Source organism: Rossellomorea vietnamensis NBRC 101237, assembly GCF_001591825.1.
Taxonomy (GTDB): Bacteria; Bacillota; Bacilli; order Bacillales; family Bacillaceae_B; genus Rossellomorea; species Rossellomorea vietnamensis.
Genome location: NZ_BCVQ01000003.1, coordinates 75,960 through 90,543, shown reverse-complemented (window position 1 = coordinate 90,543; position 14,584 = coordinate 75,960). Strand labels below are relative to the sequence as shown.

Sequence of the window (14,584 nt, the reverse complement as noted above, 5' to 3'; positions counted from 1 at the left end):
TTGTCTACTGCCTCGGCCCAAGCAGCATCACACCAACCCCAACGATACATATCCCGGCACCGACCCAATCATACAGATCAGGTGTCTTCTTATCGATTCCCCATCCCCAAAGGACGGACAGGACAATGAACACCCCGCCGTAAGCAGCGTAGACACGGCCGAATGAAGGGAAGGACTGGAAGGTGGCGATGACGCCGTAGAGTGCCAGGGCGATCCCGCCGGCGACTCCCCAATAGGCGGGTTTTCCTTCCCGAAGCCAAAGCCAGATAAGGTAGCCTCCTCCGATTTCGGCGATTCCGGCAAGAATGAATAAGATGATGGCATTTATCATGTGATCACTTCCTTTATCAGTTTAGCTACTTGAATTATAACGTACTTAGAGCAAGGTTTAGAATCTACGTTTCTTTGTAGATGTCTATCACCATCAAACCTTCTAGATTAGGGATACATTTTGTCTAGGTGAAATGTATATAACTGATATGTTAAAAAGGTCCGGTGTGAATGCGGAGCATCAATCCCAGGAGAAAAGCAGGGTTTCTCCTCCTGATACAGAATTGGTTATAGTGAATGATAATTTCAGGAGGTTATAGAAATGGCTGTAACGACAGGAATATTGGAATGGACGCTGTTGTCGGAATGCCCGATTCCAGATGATGTGAACGATCTTTTAATCAGTGGGGAAGAGGCAGTGGCTGCGTATAAGACACTCCGGGATAGTGCCATTTTCACTAATAAGAGATTAATTGTAAGAGATGCGCAAGGGCTGACCGGGAAAAAGGTGGAGATTTATTCTCTCCCGTATTCTTCCATCAATATGTGGTCAACGGAGAATGCAGGCAGTTTCCTTGACGTGAATGCGGAAGTAGAGCTTTGGACGAGAGCCGGTCATATAAAAGTGAAGTTGAAGAAAGGGATCGACGTCCGCAAGTTTGATAAATTGATTGCGGATGCACTTTTATCGTGATTCTGATTTGATTACAGGACAAAGATCCCTATCAAAATGTTTGTCTATTCCTACCAAACCTTCTACAATGTAAGGAACAAGAGATGGGACTCGTCTCAATACGGAGGTGGAAATGAAATGGACAACACGGAGAAACATTTTTCTGAAGAGAAATTTTGGGATAAGTTAAAAAGATATGGTGTGAAGGCCGGACATTCCGTCGTATATACGGCGCTGCTCCTTTATTTTGTCCTGCAAAAACCGGATGTTCCGAAGAAGTCGAAGATGATCATCATCGGGGCGCTCGGATATTTCATCCTTCCAACGGATTTCATTCCGGACATGGCAGTGGGGGTAGGGTTTACCGATGACCTTGGTGCACTCGGTCTCGCGCTATTGCAGGTATCGATGTATATCGATGATGAAGTGAAAGCGAAGGCCAAGGCGAAGCTCGCTGACTGGTTCGGTGATGATGTGGATACGTCTGAGGTGGATGGTAAGTTGTGAAATGGGAAAGTTTAGGTTGTTTGCTTTTCGGGAAAAGAGTAAAATAGTCTTACAATAATGTTTAGTTGTAAAGAACGGTCACTAGTATCTTTTCCCCCTTTGTTGCGTACAATGTTTGTAATAAATCCTTTGAGGAGGAAGTTGTATGCGTGGGAAAAAGGAGGATGATTTGGACATGTCTTTAACAGTAGATAAAAAAGAAATATCTGAGTCAGATAGGAAAAACTTAGAGAAGTTTGCCAAAAAATTCAAGAACAAAGCCCAGATTGATTCTCAACAAATATGCAGGGAGATAAGGGGAAAAAATTAAAATGCCTATTGTTAGTGAAGATTTCGGAAGAAGTGTCATTAACCTTAATGTTAATGATGCTTTTTTTGTGGACACGAACTTTATTATTGCTACGATTGACCAGGGGGATGGACGGCATGAAGCGTGTTATCACTTTCTCAGTTTCTTATTGAAAAATAATACTAAATTGTTCATTTGCGAAACAGTATTAACAGAAGCCATGCATGCTTTAGGTAGAATGATTTATATAGAAAATGAGATTGTGATTAATTATCCTAATTTTCTATCATTAGATCCCCAAGAAAGAAGAAAGATTAAGAGTAAAATTAAATCCAATTTTGGAAACTTGCCCAAACAGTCTGCTACTCTTCCAAAATTAGCCCATGCAAATGAGAAAGCTAACGAAATGCTGAAAGGGTTAGTGGAATTATCCATCATATCAATCATCCCTACCAATAAAGAAATTTTAGAAAAAGCAATGAATCTAAGTCATGAAACCCCATTGTTGAGTTCAGATTCAATCATCCTGGCTACTGCCCTATCTGCAGAAGTGAAGGGTTTGATTTCCTTAGACGGTGACATGACGAATGCCCCAATCAACATCTATACCACACAAACAACAAATGACGAATTTGATGAAGAAATTTATCTGTAACCAACTAGGGAATGTTTTTATTGCCTGTAAGAGGAAACTTTTGCATAAAGCCTCAAAACAAGTGATGAACTTTAATTCTTTTTGTTCTAATCTATGATTTCTACTTTCAATGCCCTGGTCTGAGGCGGATCGGACTCCCGAACAAAGTCATACCACACAGATAATTCCTGTCCTTCCTCTATCAGCTTGATCATATTTTCATCCCGAACAGATACACGAATCCTTTCAGAGTATCTATCCCTTGATTCTCCAGTTAAAGTGAGAGTCATTCCCTTGCTGCGTTTTTCAAGAACCTTGCCATTCAGTATTTTATTGTCGGACATTTTGTCATAAGCCAGGTCTTGGTCTTCACAGCCTAGAAGCAGGGTGGAAAATAGTAGAATCCATAAGCCATGCATTTTCATTGAATTCACCTCAGTGAATTAGTCGAGAGAAGAGGAAGTGATGTTACATCCTTTTTCACTAACATCATCCCAAACAACCATCATTCCCCCTTGAACGTATCGTCGTACAAATCTTCATCCCCCTGTGGTTCTTTGATTCCGTGCTTTTCTTCGAGATATCTTCCGATTACGGAGTTATTAATCCCTTCCCGAACGGCCCGTTCCACTAAGATGTAGAAGATAAATAGAAACACGATGAGGAGGATGACACTTATGAAAATTATAAAGAGTTCCATGCTGTTCACCTCCTTATTATTGAATGACAATATTCCCAACATACTGTGCATTGCCTCTATCTGTTTGAAGGTCGACCTCCAACACGTAGGACCCTTTTCCTCTAGGAAATGTGATGGAACGGCCTTCATCCAAATCCAGCTGCCACTTTTCATTACCCAGCCATAAGAATGCACGTAATTCCTCAACGGCAAAGTCTTCGCTGTCAAAAAGCACGTCTACCTGCTGACCGGATGGAAATGTCAGTTCCTTCTGTTCACGTGCGAAGTCTACTACTTCTTTCGTTTCTTTTTCCATTGCTTTCCCGTTTTCTCCATGCCAATCAATATTGGTTTCGGTTAATTCAACGGAGTCTACGCTGTCTGTTTCCATAAGGGTGACAGTGGGGGGAGTGAAGTCATAGTCTTCTGCGATGCAACCTGTCAGGACTATGGTGAGGAACAAACAGATGAACGGTTTTACATATCTCATTTTGAAAACCCTTTCGTTTATCACGTTTTTAATTTAGTTTATCCACCCATTCAACACCATCCCCATATTCATCACCATATGAAAGGAAATTGAAGGATAGATGCTATCTGTCTTCAAAACTACGATGCTGTAAAAAAGTCCTCCGAAAGAGAATAGAAGACTGAGGAGGAGCGGGATCCCGATGGAGAGATGCAGGAGTCCGAATCCAATACTTGTCACCGTGACGGCGTAAATGACAGAGGTATCCCGGAGCAATGACGACAGCATGACGCCTCTCCAGATGAGTTCTTCCAGCGTAGCGTTCAGGATGGTGAATCCTATTGCGAATAGGAATAATGATTTCACCTCACTGATTCCCTCCGACCAGATGAGGGGAATGAAGATGGTGCTTGATCCCGCAAGTCCGATCAATAAAAAAAGTGGCAATGAAATTGTGTGTGAAGGCATGGAGATGCGCTTACTCCAATCCGGTAATCTCATGTAGCAAAGGACCTTTTCCTTTGCCATCCATTGTGAGACGGCTAATGCCACCAGGATGAATATAAGAAAACTTCTGTTTAAAAGGATGTTGATTTCTTTTGATATATCCCAACCATTGATCCAGCCTGTTGCCCATTGAAAGGTCAGGAACCCGATAAGGAAGAATAGGAATAAGGAAGCGACGGACCGGTTATTTTTTGCAGATGAATAGAGGATGAGAAGCCCAAGCATCAATAGCAGTCCCCATCCGTATGCTCGATACGAAAGAAGGATGATGCCTGAGAAAAACAGGGAGGCAGAGCTTATCAGGAAAAGGGAATGCGGTGAATGGGTCATATAGTCCTCCTGGGGCAATCGTTGAAAATAGTTTAGCATAATTTTCCTGTTTTGTATCTGTTCATTTTTCAGTGTGGTACGATGAATATAGTTTACATAAGAAAGGGGAATGGACATGTACAAGCATATCATTTGGGACTTTGACGGCACTCTTTTTGATACATATCCCGTGATGGCGGGAGCCTTCAAAGACACGCTGGACAGCCAGGGGATTGATGAACCGTTAGAGGACATTATCAAACAAATGAAAGTATCGATGACTCATGCTTTTAAACACTATGGTGAAAAATATGGGATCGGGGACGAGTTTATTGCAGCCTACGATACCCGCAGAAAAGAAGTCGAGTTCGATTTGTCCAAGCCCTTTGAAGGAATCGCTGAAATCTGTAAGTATATTCATGAGTCGGGGCGCAGGAATTACCTGTACACCCACAGAGGTGAATCTTCCATCACGATGCTGGAGAGCTACGGGTTGACGGGTTATTTCTCTGATTTCATCACCTCCGAGCACGGATTTGAAAGGAAGCCGAGTCCGAATGCCATTCAGCATCTGATCCGCACCCATGATATCGAGCCATCAGAAGCAATCATGATCGGCGACCGGGATCTGGATCTCGAATCGGGGAAAAATGCCGGAATCAGTTCCTGCTACTTTGCAGATGAGATGGTAGAAAATCCCCACGCGGATTACGTCGTGACGAGTGTGGAGGAATTGTATAAGATTATTTAAGGATGGAGACCATTGAGGGACGGACCTCGATGGTTTTTTATGGGTAATTTTGGTAAGTGACGCATAAAACAAAATAATGACGCAATTATCGCGAAAACGACGCAATTCCTCTCCACCGACATCCCTTTTAAACATAGATCAACTCTTCAAAAGTCTATAACACTTCCAATTTCCTGCTTCTTTCAAAATCGATCTTCATTTACGAACTGTATGTGCTCATCTTTGTTTTGAACCCCCTCATTTCGGATACATTATATGAGCACAGACCAAACAGATGATTTGTCATCACCCTGCCAAGCATGTGATGATAAATTCAAACCAAAATTATCGGAATAAGGAGATGAGGTTATGAACGTAGCAGTTGTTGGAGCAAATGGACAGATCGGGAAGCAAGTGGTCGGATTCTTGAAGGAAGACGGACATACTCCGAGAGCCATTGTGAGGAAAGAAGAACAGGTACAGTCGTTTGAACAAGAAGGCGTGGAGGCTGCACTGGTTGATTTGGAAGGCACGGTTGAGCAAATCTCAAATGGATTGAAGGGAGCCGATGCCGCCGTATTCTCTGCAGGATCAGGTGGCAGCACGGGTTCTGACAAGACCCTCCTCATCGATCTTGACGGAGCGGTGAAAACGATGGAGGCCGCAAAAGAGGCAGGCATCGAACGCTTCATCATTGTGAGTGCCCTGCAGGCTCATCATCGTGAAAACTGGAACGACTCCCTGAAACCTTATTACGTGGCGAAGCACTTCGCGGACCGGGCGCTTGAGGATAGTGGACTTACCTATACGATCATCCGTCCGGGTGGATTGCTGAACGAAGAAGGTACAGGTAAAGTATCGGCGGCTGAGAATCTTGAAAGAGGATCCATTCCGCGTGAAGATGTGGCGAGAACCATCGTGGCATCGTTAACGGAGGAGAGCACGTTTAATAAAGGATTCGATCTTATTTCAGGAAGCACTGGAATAGGAGAAGCCGTTAAAAACGTATAAATAAAAGGAAGGAATGATCATCGTTGGATGGTCATTCTTTTTTTATGTAAAATCGGGTAGACCATTATATGGGTATAGATGGTAAAATGGGTTGGCGTATGATTCTTATAGAAATAGAGGAGGGGGAGATCATCGTCCATATCGATTATTCATTTAGCATCGTGTCCACCTTGATGTCCATTGTGGAATGGGCAATCATTGGCTATCTTGCATTTAGATCATATAAAAAACTTTCGGCAAAGCCAAAGGTGTGGAAAGTCATATTTGCCATTTTTGTTGGGTTGTTTTCCTTTACCATCAACATGGAATGGTTTCATACCTTTGTAAAAATTCCAATCCTGCCGCTCGGTGTATGGATCCTATACGCTGTTCTTAATCGAAAAGAGGATCGCTGGGATACCTATCGCCGGTTTGCCTGGATCGGGTTCCTGGCCAACTTCATCTTCCTGGCAGGAACCCTGCTCACCATCCCGGTCCAATCCCTTCTCTATCCAGAAAACCATCTCTCTACCTACATTTCAGGGACCAAAGAAGCTTCCCTCAATGTCATCCATCCATCTGGTGAGGGACGGACCTTGGATCAGGAGGAACTGAAGAAGCAGCTTTCTGATGTGGAGCAGGTCGAATTTGAAAGTTGGCAATGGTTTGATGAAGCAGGCGGCCGTTATTCGAATCACGAACGCTTTCCGCTTCAGTTGGTCGGCACTAGTCCGAAATGGGGAAGCGGTCTCGAGCCGGATATCTATGTGGAACAGGACGGGAAAGGAATCCTCGTCTCAACTCGAAAGACCCAGTATTATTACCACTTCCCTGAAACGGTGCTGAAGGAGGCCAAACGATGAAGAAGAGAAGCATCCTGGCTGGGGGACTCCTTTTCGTAGGGTTATTTGCCTTCTATTGGCTGCATGTAGTGAAAACAGATTCACGTCCGAAAAATGAAGAAATACTGTCACAGATTAATTCCTCCCTTCAGAATGCACAAGCCGTTGACATACAGGATTTTCTGAAGCTCGATGATGGTCACGGAGTGGCACCTTTCATTTCAGATAAAGAGCAATATGGTGTTAGCTATTGGGAGAGACATCTGACCGCCTGGAAGGTAATTAGCATCCGGACCGACGGGGAGCCAAAGGTATGGATGCTCGATGGGAGTGATCCGTCAAGCTTCCATATCGTCTGGAACATCAATCCCGGCAGTGATATTCAAACATTGCAGTATTTCTTCACGAGGGAAAGGGGTTACTCGAGTAGCGGAGAACAACAGCATTATGTTCCCGGTATCTTGATGAAGACTGAAGCCTCTTTGGCAGGCAACTCCTACGGGGCAATGAAGGTTCCCGGAGAATGGGGAGACGCATTGACTTTATCAGATGGTAGTGATGTTCCTGACACACTTTTCGGGGATAACAACAATATGGGAATACATTCCCGGTTCGGCTGGATACCACTTGATGAGAATAACAAGGAAGTCGAATGGAACAACAGTATTAACAACTCAAGTTACTACAAAGGGAATGTTCGTGAGCAACATATGCAGCTGCTTGACCAGTACCAGATTCAAAAAGGCCAGTTTTAAGAAAAAAAGGAATGATCCATAACCGGGTCATTCTTTTTTTGGGTTGAGAATATTGTTTTAATTTGGAATAATTGGTATAAGGATACAGGTGATTCGAATTGAACTATTTTATCAAAATAAATGTGGTCAGTTTGCTTTATGCCATGATGATTCTAGTTCCGGTCGAGCTGATGGTGAATGGTCATCGGTTGACGAGGCTGACGGGCTGGGAAATGGAAACGGTGATGAATGCGATTGGATTCATGATCGTCGCAATTTTTCTAATGGGAACTGTCTTTCTCTACTTTCTAACAGGGAAGTGGATGGAAGGGCGGAGGGCGAGCTATTGGACGGTGGTTCTTTGGTTTCCGTATTTTCTGCTATTTACGTATATTATCGCCACATTCTTTCCGACGACATATGGGGGAGATGCTCCTAATCCTGCAGCGGGTTTAGTGATGATCGGGGCGTTGGTCACTTTTCCTTTTTATGTGTTGGTGTTGAATTTCATGAGTTTGAGTACGGAAGATCATCAAAAGGAGGGAATCAAGCTTGAGTAGAAACATCATCGGTTTTTCATTATTCGCACTTGGATTGGCCTTATGGGTATGTGCGTCCTTGTTTCGTTTTCTGATCACCTCCGATATTCCGGTAAGCTTTACTCCGGAGGAAGCCATGTTTACGCAGAAAACATTTGTTGCTGCGGGAGTGCTCATTCTAGTAGGAACATTCACGGCAAAAGCAAATGCGTTTCACCTCACCGCATTTGCACTATTTGCTACAGTAGCGGCTTTTCAGTTTTACATGAACTTCAGTTATCACAGTTCAGCCACATATTATACGGAGGAATATGCTGAACTGGCGAATGTCAGTAGTTATATCGCACTCGCACTGGCACTGGTCAATTTGATTTTAATGATGAAACCTTATTTGAGAGTGTGGAAAATGAGGGTGGACCGTTGATAGCGGTGTTCGGAGAAAAGATTCAAGGTCTCAACTATCAACGAAGAACAGGTGTCTATGCCGTCATCTTTCATCATAAAAAAGGCAAAATCCTGACGGTTCGAAACGAGATGGGGCATCACTTTCTTCCTGGTGGAGGCATCGAAGAGAATGAAATTCATGTAGACTGCCTGAAAAGAGAAATGATGGAGGAAACAGGTTACTGTGTATCGATTGGTTCTTATATCGGACATGCCATGTGCTACTTTTTTTCTAAAAAGGGAGATCCACTTCTTAGTGAAGGACACTTTTATCTGGTAGAGCTGAAGGAAAAGATGCTGGAACCGATGGAAGAGGACCATGTTCCAGTGTGGATGGATCGTAAGGATGCGAAAAGGCTCCTGGTACATGAGCATCATTATTGGGCAATAGAGGAAGCGTGGGAAAAGAGTGCCTTAGTCAAAGAATGATGCAGATTGACACATTGGTTGATGTGTATCAAAGGTTAGGGCATAGCATATAAATAGAGGAAGTACATGCTAACGAAGGAGTTGTTCTAATTGGGTCTATTCATCGGCATCATTTTATTCTTTGGTCTTGCCAGTGCGCTTGGCAGAAGGACTTTGAGGGGAAGCAAGGAAGAACAGCTGCAGGAATTGGAGCGGGTCAAATCGAATGGTAACGGGTTCGGCGGAGGAGTATAGGCTGAATCATCTGGTATAACGACAAGGGGGAAACCATTTGAAAAGGAAAATAGTATTCTTTCTGACCGGACTCCTGTTACTCGGGGGACTGTTGTTTTACCTTTTTGAGGATAAACAAGTATATGGAAATAACAAAGATTCTATCGTAAAGGTCATCCATTCTGTTGAAGGATATGAAAATCGATCTATCAAAATCTTAGAAATGAAAGATTTTGATGATCGGAGAGTGGCTTCTTTTTTGGCTGATAATAGTCCAGGATATATAGAGCTTGAAAAAGATAAGAAAGGGAATTATCGGTGGAATCACTTAGAGTTTGCTGAAGATCAGACATTTGCATCCTTCAGTCTTTTTGACCGGACCCTTCTATATGTGACGAATGACCGTAATGAAATAGCCCGGATGGAAGTGGAAATCAATGGTCAAAAAGTCCAGCGGGATTTTATACCGAATCGAGAGACTGTTACTTGGGCTGAACTCCCACTCAATGAGGAAAAAGAATATACCTTTCGGAACTATAAGTATTATGACAAAGAAGGAAAGATAATAAGTGAAATAGAGTAGTATGTCAACAGCCGGTAGGGAGACGGTACTATCATCAGCACAATAGAAAAGTAGAAAAAGGAGACCACATAAAATGCATTTCCTCACAACCACAGCACTTACAGAACAGGAGCTCATCAATAAAGCTCTTAAAAACGAAGGAATAAATCAAATCTCAAGTGATTCCGAAATCACCAGATTAGGAGAAGGTGCCTGGCACTACGCCTACTTGATCGAGGCAGAACAGCTCGTCCTCCGCATCCCGAAAAGGATCGCCTATGAGAAAGAGGTCGTCTTCAACAAGGACGAGCTGACGGCGGATTATGCCGGGACCAAGGCCTTTTATGAGCATGCCAACAGGACGGGGAAAGGGATGTGTCCTGCACATTATGAATACTGCATCTCTGAGGAATTAACTTATACGATTGAAACGTATGTCGGAAAATCAGTCGGGCTTGCCGGACAGACCCCGGACCAATCGAAACGGTATGGAAGGGAACTGGGTGAGTTCTTCCTGGCCCTTGAAGAGCTGGCTTCACCGATTCCAGGCATCGGATACATAACCGTTGGGGAACATGGAGAGATCAAAGGGCAATACGAGGGAGACCTGAGTGCCTTTATCCAGGAAGAAACGGGAGAATACCGGGAAGAATGGGAGTCGCTTCTTGTAAGCTCTTATTCTTTTGATAAGGAAAAAGTGAAAAGCACAGGGGATGAGCTGTTTGCCGCCCGCTCCGTCGAACGGGAAAAACTCGTCCTGACGAATCAGGATACATCGCCTGAGAATATGATTTTTACTAGTAGCGGCGTCAAAATGATCGACCCGTTCCCGATTATCTATACAGGAACTTCCCTCGCTGCCAATTACGTCTTCAACTACCGGACACTGTTTCATGCCCTGCACAACACAAAGCGGCATGGTAAGAACCAATACCATCTCCTGATTCCACAATTGAAGGCCAGTGCAGAAGGTTTCGTGGAGGGGTATGTGAACGGTTCGAAGCAGAAATGGAATGACCTGAATGTGGAAGTGTACTTGAAGCTCGTCACCATGACCCATGAACATGATCAGCTTCTGAAACAGGAGTCTTTGAGCCGTGAGCAAGTGATCCGGTACGGGACGAAGGCGCAGATTCAAGAGCGGATTGGGTTTCTTTTAAAGGAACTTGAACAATTTTAAAAAAGATGGCGTTGAAAGCTTATCCGACTGCACCTTCTCGAATAATTCCTGACATGAAACCCGGTATTCCTCATAAACTATTCTGAGGTGAGTAAAATGCCAAGAGTCAAATACACCGATGCCGATGTGGCCTTGATGGCGAGGATGATGAGAGCGGAAGCGGAAGGCGAAGGGAAACAGGGGATGCTGTACGTGGGCAATGTCATCGTGAACCGTGCGAAGGCGGATTGTTTGGACTTCAAGAAGGTTAGGAGCATCCGCCAGGTCATTTTCCAGGTGCAGGGTGGGAATTACTCCTTTGAAGCGGTCCAAAAAGGAAATCTTTTTTATAACAGAGCAAGATCGGTTGAAAAGAAATTGGCCAAAAAGAATCTGGATTATTGGGCCATGCATCCGGCGAAATATGCCCTTTGGTATTTCAATCCTTATGCTCCTTGTCCTCCAACGTGGTACGATCAGCCGTTTGCGGGACAATTCAAAAACCATTGTTACTATGAACCGGCGGCAGGAACGTGTGCAAGTGTATATACCGGCGGGTGAGGATCGTGAGAACTTCCTGGTTAGAATCGGGTGGTTCTTTTTTTGTTCATATCTATTTGAAACCATTTCCAGTTGAGAAACGTATAGTTAGGTACAAATGGAAATGAATGGAGGGGATGGACCACATGAAGACGGTTGGCAAGGCGTTACTCATACCGGCATTATGCTTCATGTTTGTAGGCTGCTCCAATAAAGAGCCAGTGGATAAGAAGGAACAGGAAACGCCTATCACCTTCTCCCACGAGGAACAGAATTTCGAAATCATTTATATGTATGATGAAGTGCAGGAGTACGTAGACACCGTACGGAAAAAGACGGGGAAAAGCAATGAGACCGTGTTCATTGAAAAGGTGTTTGAGCCATTTAAAAAGAAGTCCAATATGGAGGAAATCAGCTTGCGATATACGTTTGATCCGTCCTCAGAAGTGGACAAGCTTGCAGAATCCATAAAGGAGTTGGAAAAAGAAAAAGATACGACGAGCAGGATTATAAAAGAAGCATTGCTTAAATCCGCTAAAGAACTCCCTGGTAAGGATAAGAAATATATTATCATGCCAGCGAACCCAGAGGATACGTTTACAGTGGAGCAAATGGGAGGCGTATCGGGGTTTGTCCTGTCAGAGGATGTCATTGTGTTGCAACTTTCACCATCCATGCAAGAAGACAAGTTGAAGTACACTGTCGCTCATGAATACCATCATCTCTTGGCGGAAGAAAGTAATCGGGGAACGATCAGGACCATCCTCGGCGGGGTTGTGGTGGAAGGAAAGGCAGATGCCTTTGCCCATACCATTTATCCAAAGGTCCAGGTCCCTTGGCAAGAATCGATGACACCGGAGGAAAAAGAAAAAGTAGTAGCTGAGATTACGGAACTTAGATACTCCGATGATATGAAGTACTACGAGAAACTAAGAGCAGGAGACTCTTCTAAAGGCATTCCCCAATGGGCCAACTACAAAATCGGATATGAAATCGTCCAAAGCTACAGGAAGAATCATCCTGAAATTTCGATCGAACGATGGACCAGCATGCATGAAGCCGAAATCATAGCAGGAAGCGACTTTGAGAAAATCACGGCCTATGATTGAGACGAACTCAGACTTCAGTCTGATGTAAAATTTTCCATTTTTCTATACCATCATAATAGAGTAATAGGAGGGGATCAGTGTGAACCAAGTACGGGACAAACAATGGAATCTGGGAAGTGTACGACCCGGAAGCGGGCCGGTGAAAGATCAAATTCAGGATATTCTTCTACATATCGAGGAAACGCAATCCGTATTGAAGCATGGGATGAATGCCGATGAAGCGGTTGACGTCACGAAAGGTGTGCAGGACCTTTATACGGAAGCGTTTCACATGGATGAATATATCATCTGCCTGCTATCGGTGGATGTCATGGATGAGGAAGCGCAGGAATTAAGCGCCCGGAGCACCCAGCTGCAGGCAAAAATGGACACTTTGCTCCTCGGATATAGCCAGTGTCTTGCCCATATGGCGGACGAGGACTGGGAAGCCTTCATCGGACGCAGGGAAGTGGCAGGCAGTGAGCGGTTTTTGAAGCAACAGAGAAGAAAGGTGAAGGACCAGCTTGATCCCGAGATGGAGAAGTTGATTCATGCCCTTTCCGTTGACGGATTTGCCGGGTGGGAAGATCATTATGATCAGGAATACGCCCGACTGAAAGTACCCGTAACGGATAATGGGAAGACGGAATACATTTCTTTTGATATAGCCTATATTCGCGGGATGCTCTCGAATGACCGGGAGACGAGGATGGAAATGGGTGAAGCCATTTCTAAGGTTTGCCGTGAGAACGAAGACCGGTTTGCCTCGATCTTCAACCACTTTGCCGGTTTCCGAAATGAACTGTACCGGCTGAGAGGATGGACGAATCCCCTGAAGGAAATGTTCGAACAAAACCGGATCAGTGAAAGGTCCGTGAACACCATGATGGAGACGCTCCATCAGCATAAATCCCTGCTTCACCGTTTTTTTGAACGAAAAGCCAAACTCATTCAAATGGAAAAACTGAGCTGGTATGACATCTATGCCCCGACCTTCACGTCCAAGACGACCTTGACGTATGAGGAAGCGGCAGACATCGTGATCGAACAGTTCCGTCGCTTCAGTGAGAAGCTCGGTCAATTTGCCCAAACGGCTTTTGAAGAAGGCTGGATTGACGCCGAACCTGGAGATTCCAAACAGCACGGTGCATTCTGCGCCTCATTCCCGAATGCGAAGGAAAGCCGTGTCATGCTTTCTTTTACGGGCAACTACAACGATGTCGTCACCATCGCTCATGAACTTGGGCATGCCTATCACAATTCCCTGCTTCATGAACAGCCTGGTTTCTCCCATAAGGTGGGGACGGGGCTAGCCGAAACTGCGTCGACGTTCGCGGAAAATCTCGTCCTGGATGCGGCGATTGATATGGCGGAAACAGAAGAGGACCGGCTATCTCTATTAGAGATGAAAATCACCAACGGACTGAAATACACCACCTTCATCCCGGCCAAGTTCGAGTTCGAAGCTGCCTTTTACAAAAAACGATTGAACGGGAAGCTATCAGCAGGAGACATTGTTCAGCTGATGGAAGAAACAGAAAGGAACTGGTTCCATGACTCCGTGGATGAAGTGTTTACCCATAACTGGATGACCATCCCCCACTTCTTCAGTACGGAGAAAGCCTTTTACAATCTGCCGTACACGATCGGCTATTTATTCAGCAACGGAGTCTATTCACTCTATCAGCAGGACAAAGAAACATTCCCTGAACGGTACGACCAACTCCTTACTCGATCCGGGAACCATTCCATGGACGAACTGAGCATCGAGTTCCTCCAGGAAGAATTAGGGACGGACTTCTGGGAGGCGGCTGTACGCCCGTTGAAGGAAGCGGTTGAGATGTACTTGGAAGAAACGGAAAAGTATCGTTGAGTTTTTGAAAGCAATCTCTGTCATAGGAGGTTGCTTTCTTTTTTGCATATGAGGAACTATCCCTTCCAACTCTACTAAACATGAATATACATAGTAATAGAAGG

At 44.4% G+C, this 14,584-nt stretch carries 22 protein-coding genes; 17 read left to right on the top strand and 5 right to left on the bottom strand.

From position 1 onward, the window contains the following. Positions 1 to 4: 4 nt before the first annotated feature. The gene (locus BVI01S_RS02615) at positions 5 to 331 is read right to left on the bottom strand and encodes a YnfA family protein (RefSeq protein WP_061809130.1); all 327 of its coding nucleotides are present in this window, start codon (positions 329 to 331) and stop codon (positions 5 to 7) included. A 261-nt stretch (positions 332 to 592) separates the two neighbouring features. On the opposite strand from BVI01S_RS02615, the gene BVI01S_RS02610 reads away from it, so the two are divergent. From BVI01S_RS02610 to BVI01S_RS02600, 4 genes are all read left to right on the top strand, one after another. Next, complete coding sequence (locus BVI01S_RS02610; protein WP_061809129.1) at positions 593 to 964, top strand: PH domain-containing protein; 372 nt, start codon at positions 593 to 595, stop codon at positions 962 to 964. 117 nt (positions 965 to 1,081) lie between these two features. Then, entirely contained in the window at positions 1,082 to 1,450 is a 369-nt protein-coding gene (locus BVI01S_RS02605; RefSeq protein WP_061809128.1) for a YkvA family protein, read from the top strand. 145 nt (positions 1,451 to 1,595) lie between these two features. After that, entirely contained in the window at positions 1,596 to 1,760 is a 165-nt protein-coding gene (locus BVI01S_RS22435; RefSeq protein ID WP_156477288.1) for a hypothetical protein, read from the top strand. 1 nt (position 1,761) lies between these two features. Then, complete coding sequence (locus BVI01S_RS02600) at positions 1,762 to 2,394, top strand: type II toxin-antitoxin system VapC family toxin (protein WP_061809127.1); 633 nt, start codon at positions 1,762 to 1,764, stop codon at positions 2,392 to 2,394. Between the two features lie 86 nt (positions 2,395 to 2,480). On the opposite strand, the gene BVI01S_RS02595 is transcribed toward BVI01S_RS02600, so the two are convergent. From BVI01S_RS02595 to BVI01S_RS02580, 4 genes are all read right to left on the bottom strand, one after another. Further along, positions 2,481 to 2,798: a DUF3221 domain-containing protein gene (locus BVI01S_RS02595; RefSeq protein WP_061809126.1), complete on the bottom strand. Its 318-nt coding sequence runs from the start codon at positions 2,796 to 2,798 to the stop codon at positions 2,481 to 2,483. A gap of 80 nt (positions 2,799 to 2,878) precedes the next feature. Further along, entirely contained in the window at positions 2,879 to 3,073 is a 195-nt protein-coding gene (locus tag BVI01S_RS02590) for a hypothetical protein (protein WP_061809125.1), read from the bottom strand. Between the two features lie 16 nt (positions 3,074 to 3,089). Further along, positions 3,090 to 3,542 (bottom strand): hypothetical protein, encoded by a 453-nt coding sequence (locus tag BVI01S_RS02585; RefSeq protein WP_061809124.1) that lies wholly within the window; start codon positions 3,540 to 3,542, stop codon positions 3,090 to 3,092. A gap of 33 nt (positions 3,543 to 3,575) precedes the next feature. Next, positions 3,576 to 4,358, bottom strand: a complete 783-nt coding sequence (locus BVI01S_RS02580) for a CPBP family intramembrane glutamic endopeptidase (RefSeq protein ID WP_082804643.1) — start codon at positions 4,356 to 4,358, stop codon at positions 3,576 to 3,578. A 115-nt stretch (positions 4,359 to 4,473) separates the two neighbouring features. Here BVI01S_RS02580 and BVI01S_RS02575 point away from each other — a divergent pair, with 115 nt between their 5' ends. The 13 genes from BVI01S_RS02575 to BVI01S_RS02520 all read left to right on the top strand — a co-directional run bounded on the left by BVI01S_RS02575 (position 4,474) and on the right by BVI01S_RS02520 (position 14,480). Next, a complete protein-coding gene (locus tag BVI01S_RS02575; protein WP_034761435.1) occupies positions 4,474 to 5,088 on the top strand; it encodes an HAD-IA family hydrolase in 615 nt (204 codons plus the stop codon). Between the two features lie 348 nt (positions 5,089 to 5,436). Beyond that, entirely contained in the window at positions 5,437 to 6,078 is a 642-nt protein-coding gene (locus BVI01S_RS02570; RefSeq protein WP_061809123.1) for an SDR family oxidoreductase, read from the top strand. A gap of 98 nt (positions 6,079 to 6,176) precedes the next feature. Then, positions 6,177 to 6,920, top strand: a complete 744-nt coding sequence (locus BVI01S_RS02565) for a hypothetical protein (protein ID WP_156030079.1) — start codon at positions 6,177 to 6,179, stop codon at positions 6,918 to 6,920. After that, positions 6,917 to 7,654: a hypothetical protein gene (locus BVI01S_RS02560; RefSeq protein ID WP_061809122.1), complete on the top strand. Its 738-nt coding sequence runs from the start codon at positions 6,917 to 6,919 to the stop codon at positions 7,652 to 7,654. Before BVI01S_RS02565 ends, BVI01S_RS02560 begins: the two co-directional genes overlap by 4 nt. A gap of 98 nt (positions 7,655 to 7,752) precedes the next feature. Continuing rightward, a complete protein-coding gene (locus tag BVI01S_RS02555; RefSeq protein ID WP_061809121.1) occupies positions 7,753 to 8,193 on the top strand; it encodes a hypothetical protein in 441 nt (146 codons plus the stop codon). After that, positions 8,186 to 8,596, top strand: a complete 411-nt coding sequence (locus BVI01S_RS02550) for a hypothetical protein (RefSeq protein WP_061809120.1) — start codon at positions 8,186 to 8,188, stop codon at positions 8,594 to 8,596. The genes BVI01S_RS02555 and BVI01S_RS02550 overlap by 8 nt, the downstream gene beginning before the upstream one ends. 5 nt (positions 8,597 to 8,601) lie before the next feature. After that, entirely contained in the window at positions 8,602 to 9,045 is a 444-nt protein-coding gene (locus tag BVI01S_RS02545) for an NUDIX hydrolase (protein ID WP_244886849.1), read from the top strand. A 90-nt stretch (positions 9,046 to 9,135) separates the two neighbouring features. Then, positions 9,136 to 9,279: a hypothetical protein gene (locus BVI01S_RS22430; protein ID WP_156477287.1), complete on the top strand. Its 144-nt coding sequence runs from the start codon at positions 9,136 to 9,138 to the stop codon at positions 9,277 to 9,279. A 37-nt stretch (positions 9,280 to 9,316) separates the two neighbouring features. Further along, on the top strand, positions 9,317 to 9,841 hold the full coding sequence (locus BVI01S_RS02540) for a hypothetical protein (protein ID WP_061809118.1): 525 nt from the start codon (positions 9,317 to 9,319) through the stop codon (positions 9,839 to 9,841). A 73-nt stretch (positions 9,842 to 9,914) separates the two neighbouring features. Next, entirely contained in the window at positions 9,915 to 11,000 is a 1,086-nt protein-coding gene (locus BVI01S_RS02535; protein ID WP_061809117.1) for a hypothetical protein, read from the top strand. Positions 11,001 to 11,096: 96 nt separating this feature from the next. Next, entirely contained in the window at positions 11,097 to 11,540 is a 444-nt protein-coding gene (locus tag BVI01S_RS02530; protein ID WP_034761460.1) for a cell wall hydrolase, read from the top strand. Between the two features lie 125 nt (positions 11,541 to 11,665). Next, positions 11,666 to 12,628, top strand: a complete 963-nt coding sequence (locus tag BVI01S_RS02525) for a DUF2268 domain-containing putative Zn-dependent protease (RefSeq protein ID WP_061809116.1) — start codon at positions 11,666 to 11,668, stop codon at positions 12,626 to 12,628. Positions 12,629 to 12,707: 79 nt separating this feature from the next. After that, complete coding sequence (locus BVI01S_RS02520) at positions 12,708 to 14,480, top strand: M3 family oligoendopeptidase (protein WP_061809115.1); 1,773 nt, start codon at positions 12,708 to 12,710, stop codon at positions 14,478 to 14,480. The last annotated feature ends 104 nt before the right edge of the window (positions 14,481 to 14,584 follow it).

What these genes read in the sequence shown, in the direction of transcription:
- BVI01S_RS02615 (WP_061809130.1), bottom strand. Translation starts at nt 331, where the DNA reads ATGATAAATGCCATCATCTTATTCATTCTTGCCGGAATCGCCGAAATC.
- BVI01S_RS02610 (WP_061809129.1), top strand. Translation starts at nt 593, where the DNA reads ATGGCTGTAACGACAGGAATATTGGAATGGACGCTGTTGTCGGAATGC.
- BVI01S_RS02605 (WP_061809128.1), top strand. Translation starts at nt 1,082, where the DNA reads ATGGACAACACGGAGAAACATTTTTCTGAAGAGAAATTTTGGGATAAG.
- BVI01S_RS22435 (WP_156477288.1), top strand. Translation starts at nt 1,596, where the DNA reads ATGCGTGGGAAAAAGGAGGATGATTTGGACATGTCTTTAACAGTAGAT.
- BVI01S_RS02600 (WP_061809127.1), top strand. Translation starts at nt 1,762, where the DNA reads ATGCCTATTGTTAGTGAAGATTTCGGAAGAAGTGTCATTAACCTTAAT.
- BVI01S_RS02595 (WP_061809126.1), bottom strand. Translation starts at nt 2,798, where the DNA reads ATGAAAATGCATGGCTTATGGATTCTACTATTTTCCACCCTGCTTCTA.
- BVI01S_RS02590 (WP_061809125.1), bottom strand. Translation starts at nt 3,073, where the DNA reads ATGGAACTCTTTATAATTTTCATAAGTGTCATCCTCCTCATCGTGTTT.
- BVI01S_RS02585 (WP_061809124.1), bottom strand. Translation starts at nt 3,542, where the DNA reads ATGAGATATGTAAAACCGTTCATCTGTTTGTTCCTCACCATAGTCCTG.
- BVI01S_RS02580 (WP_082804643.1), bottom strand. Translation starts at nt 4,358, where the DNA reads ATGACCCATTCACCGCATTCCCTTTTCCTGATAAGCTCTGCCTCCCTG.
- BVI01S_RS02575 (WP_034761435.1), top strand. Translation starts at nt 4,474, where the DNA reads ATGTACAAGCATATCATTTGGGACTTTGACGGCACTCTTTTTGATACA.
- BVI01S_RS02570 (WP_061809123.1), top strand. Translation starts at nt 5,437, where the DNA reads ATGAACGTAGCAGTTGTTGGAGCAAATGGACAGATCGGGAAGCAAGTG.
- BVI01S_RS02565 (WP_156030079.1), top strand. Translation starts at nt 6,177, where the DNA reads ATGATTCTTATAGAAATAGAGGAGGGGGAGATCATCGTCCATATCGAT.
- BVI01S_RS02560 (WP_061809122.1), top strand. Translation starts at nt 6,917, where the DNA reads ATGAAGAAGAGAAGCATCCTGGCTGGGGGACTCCTTTTCGTAGGGTTA.
- BVI01S_RS02535 (WP_061809117.1), top strand. Translation starts at nt 9,915, where the DNA reads ATGCATTTCCTCACAACCACAGCACTTACAGAACAGGAGCTCATCAAT.
- BVI01S_RS02530 (WP_034761460.1), top strand. Translation starts at nt 11,097, where the DNA reads ATGCCAAGAGTCAAATACACCGATGCCGATGTGGCCTTGATGGCGAGG.
- BVI01S_RS02525 (WP_061809116.1), top strand. Translation starts at nt 11,666, where the DNA reads ATGAAGACGGTTGGCAAGGCGTTACTCATACCGGCATTATGCTTCATG.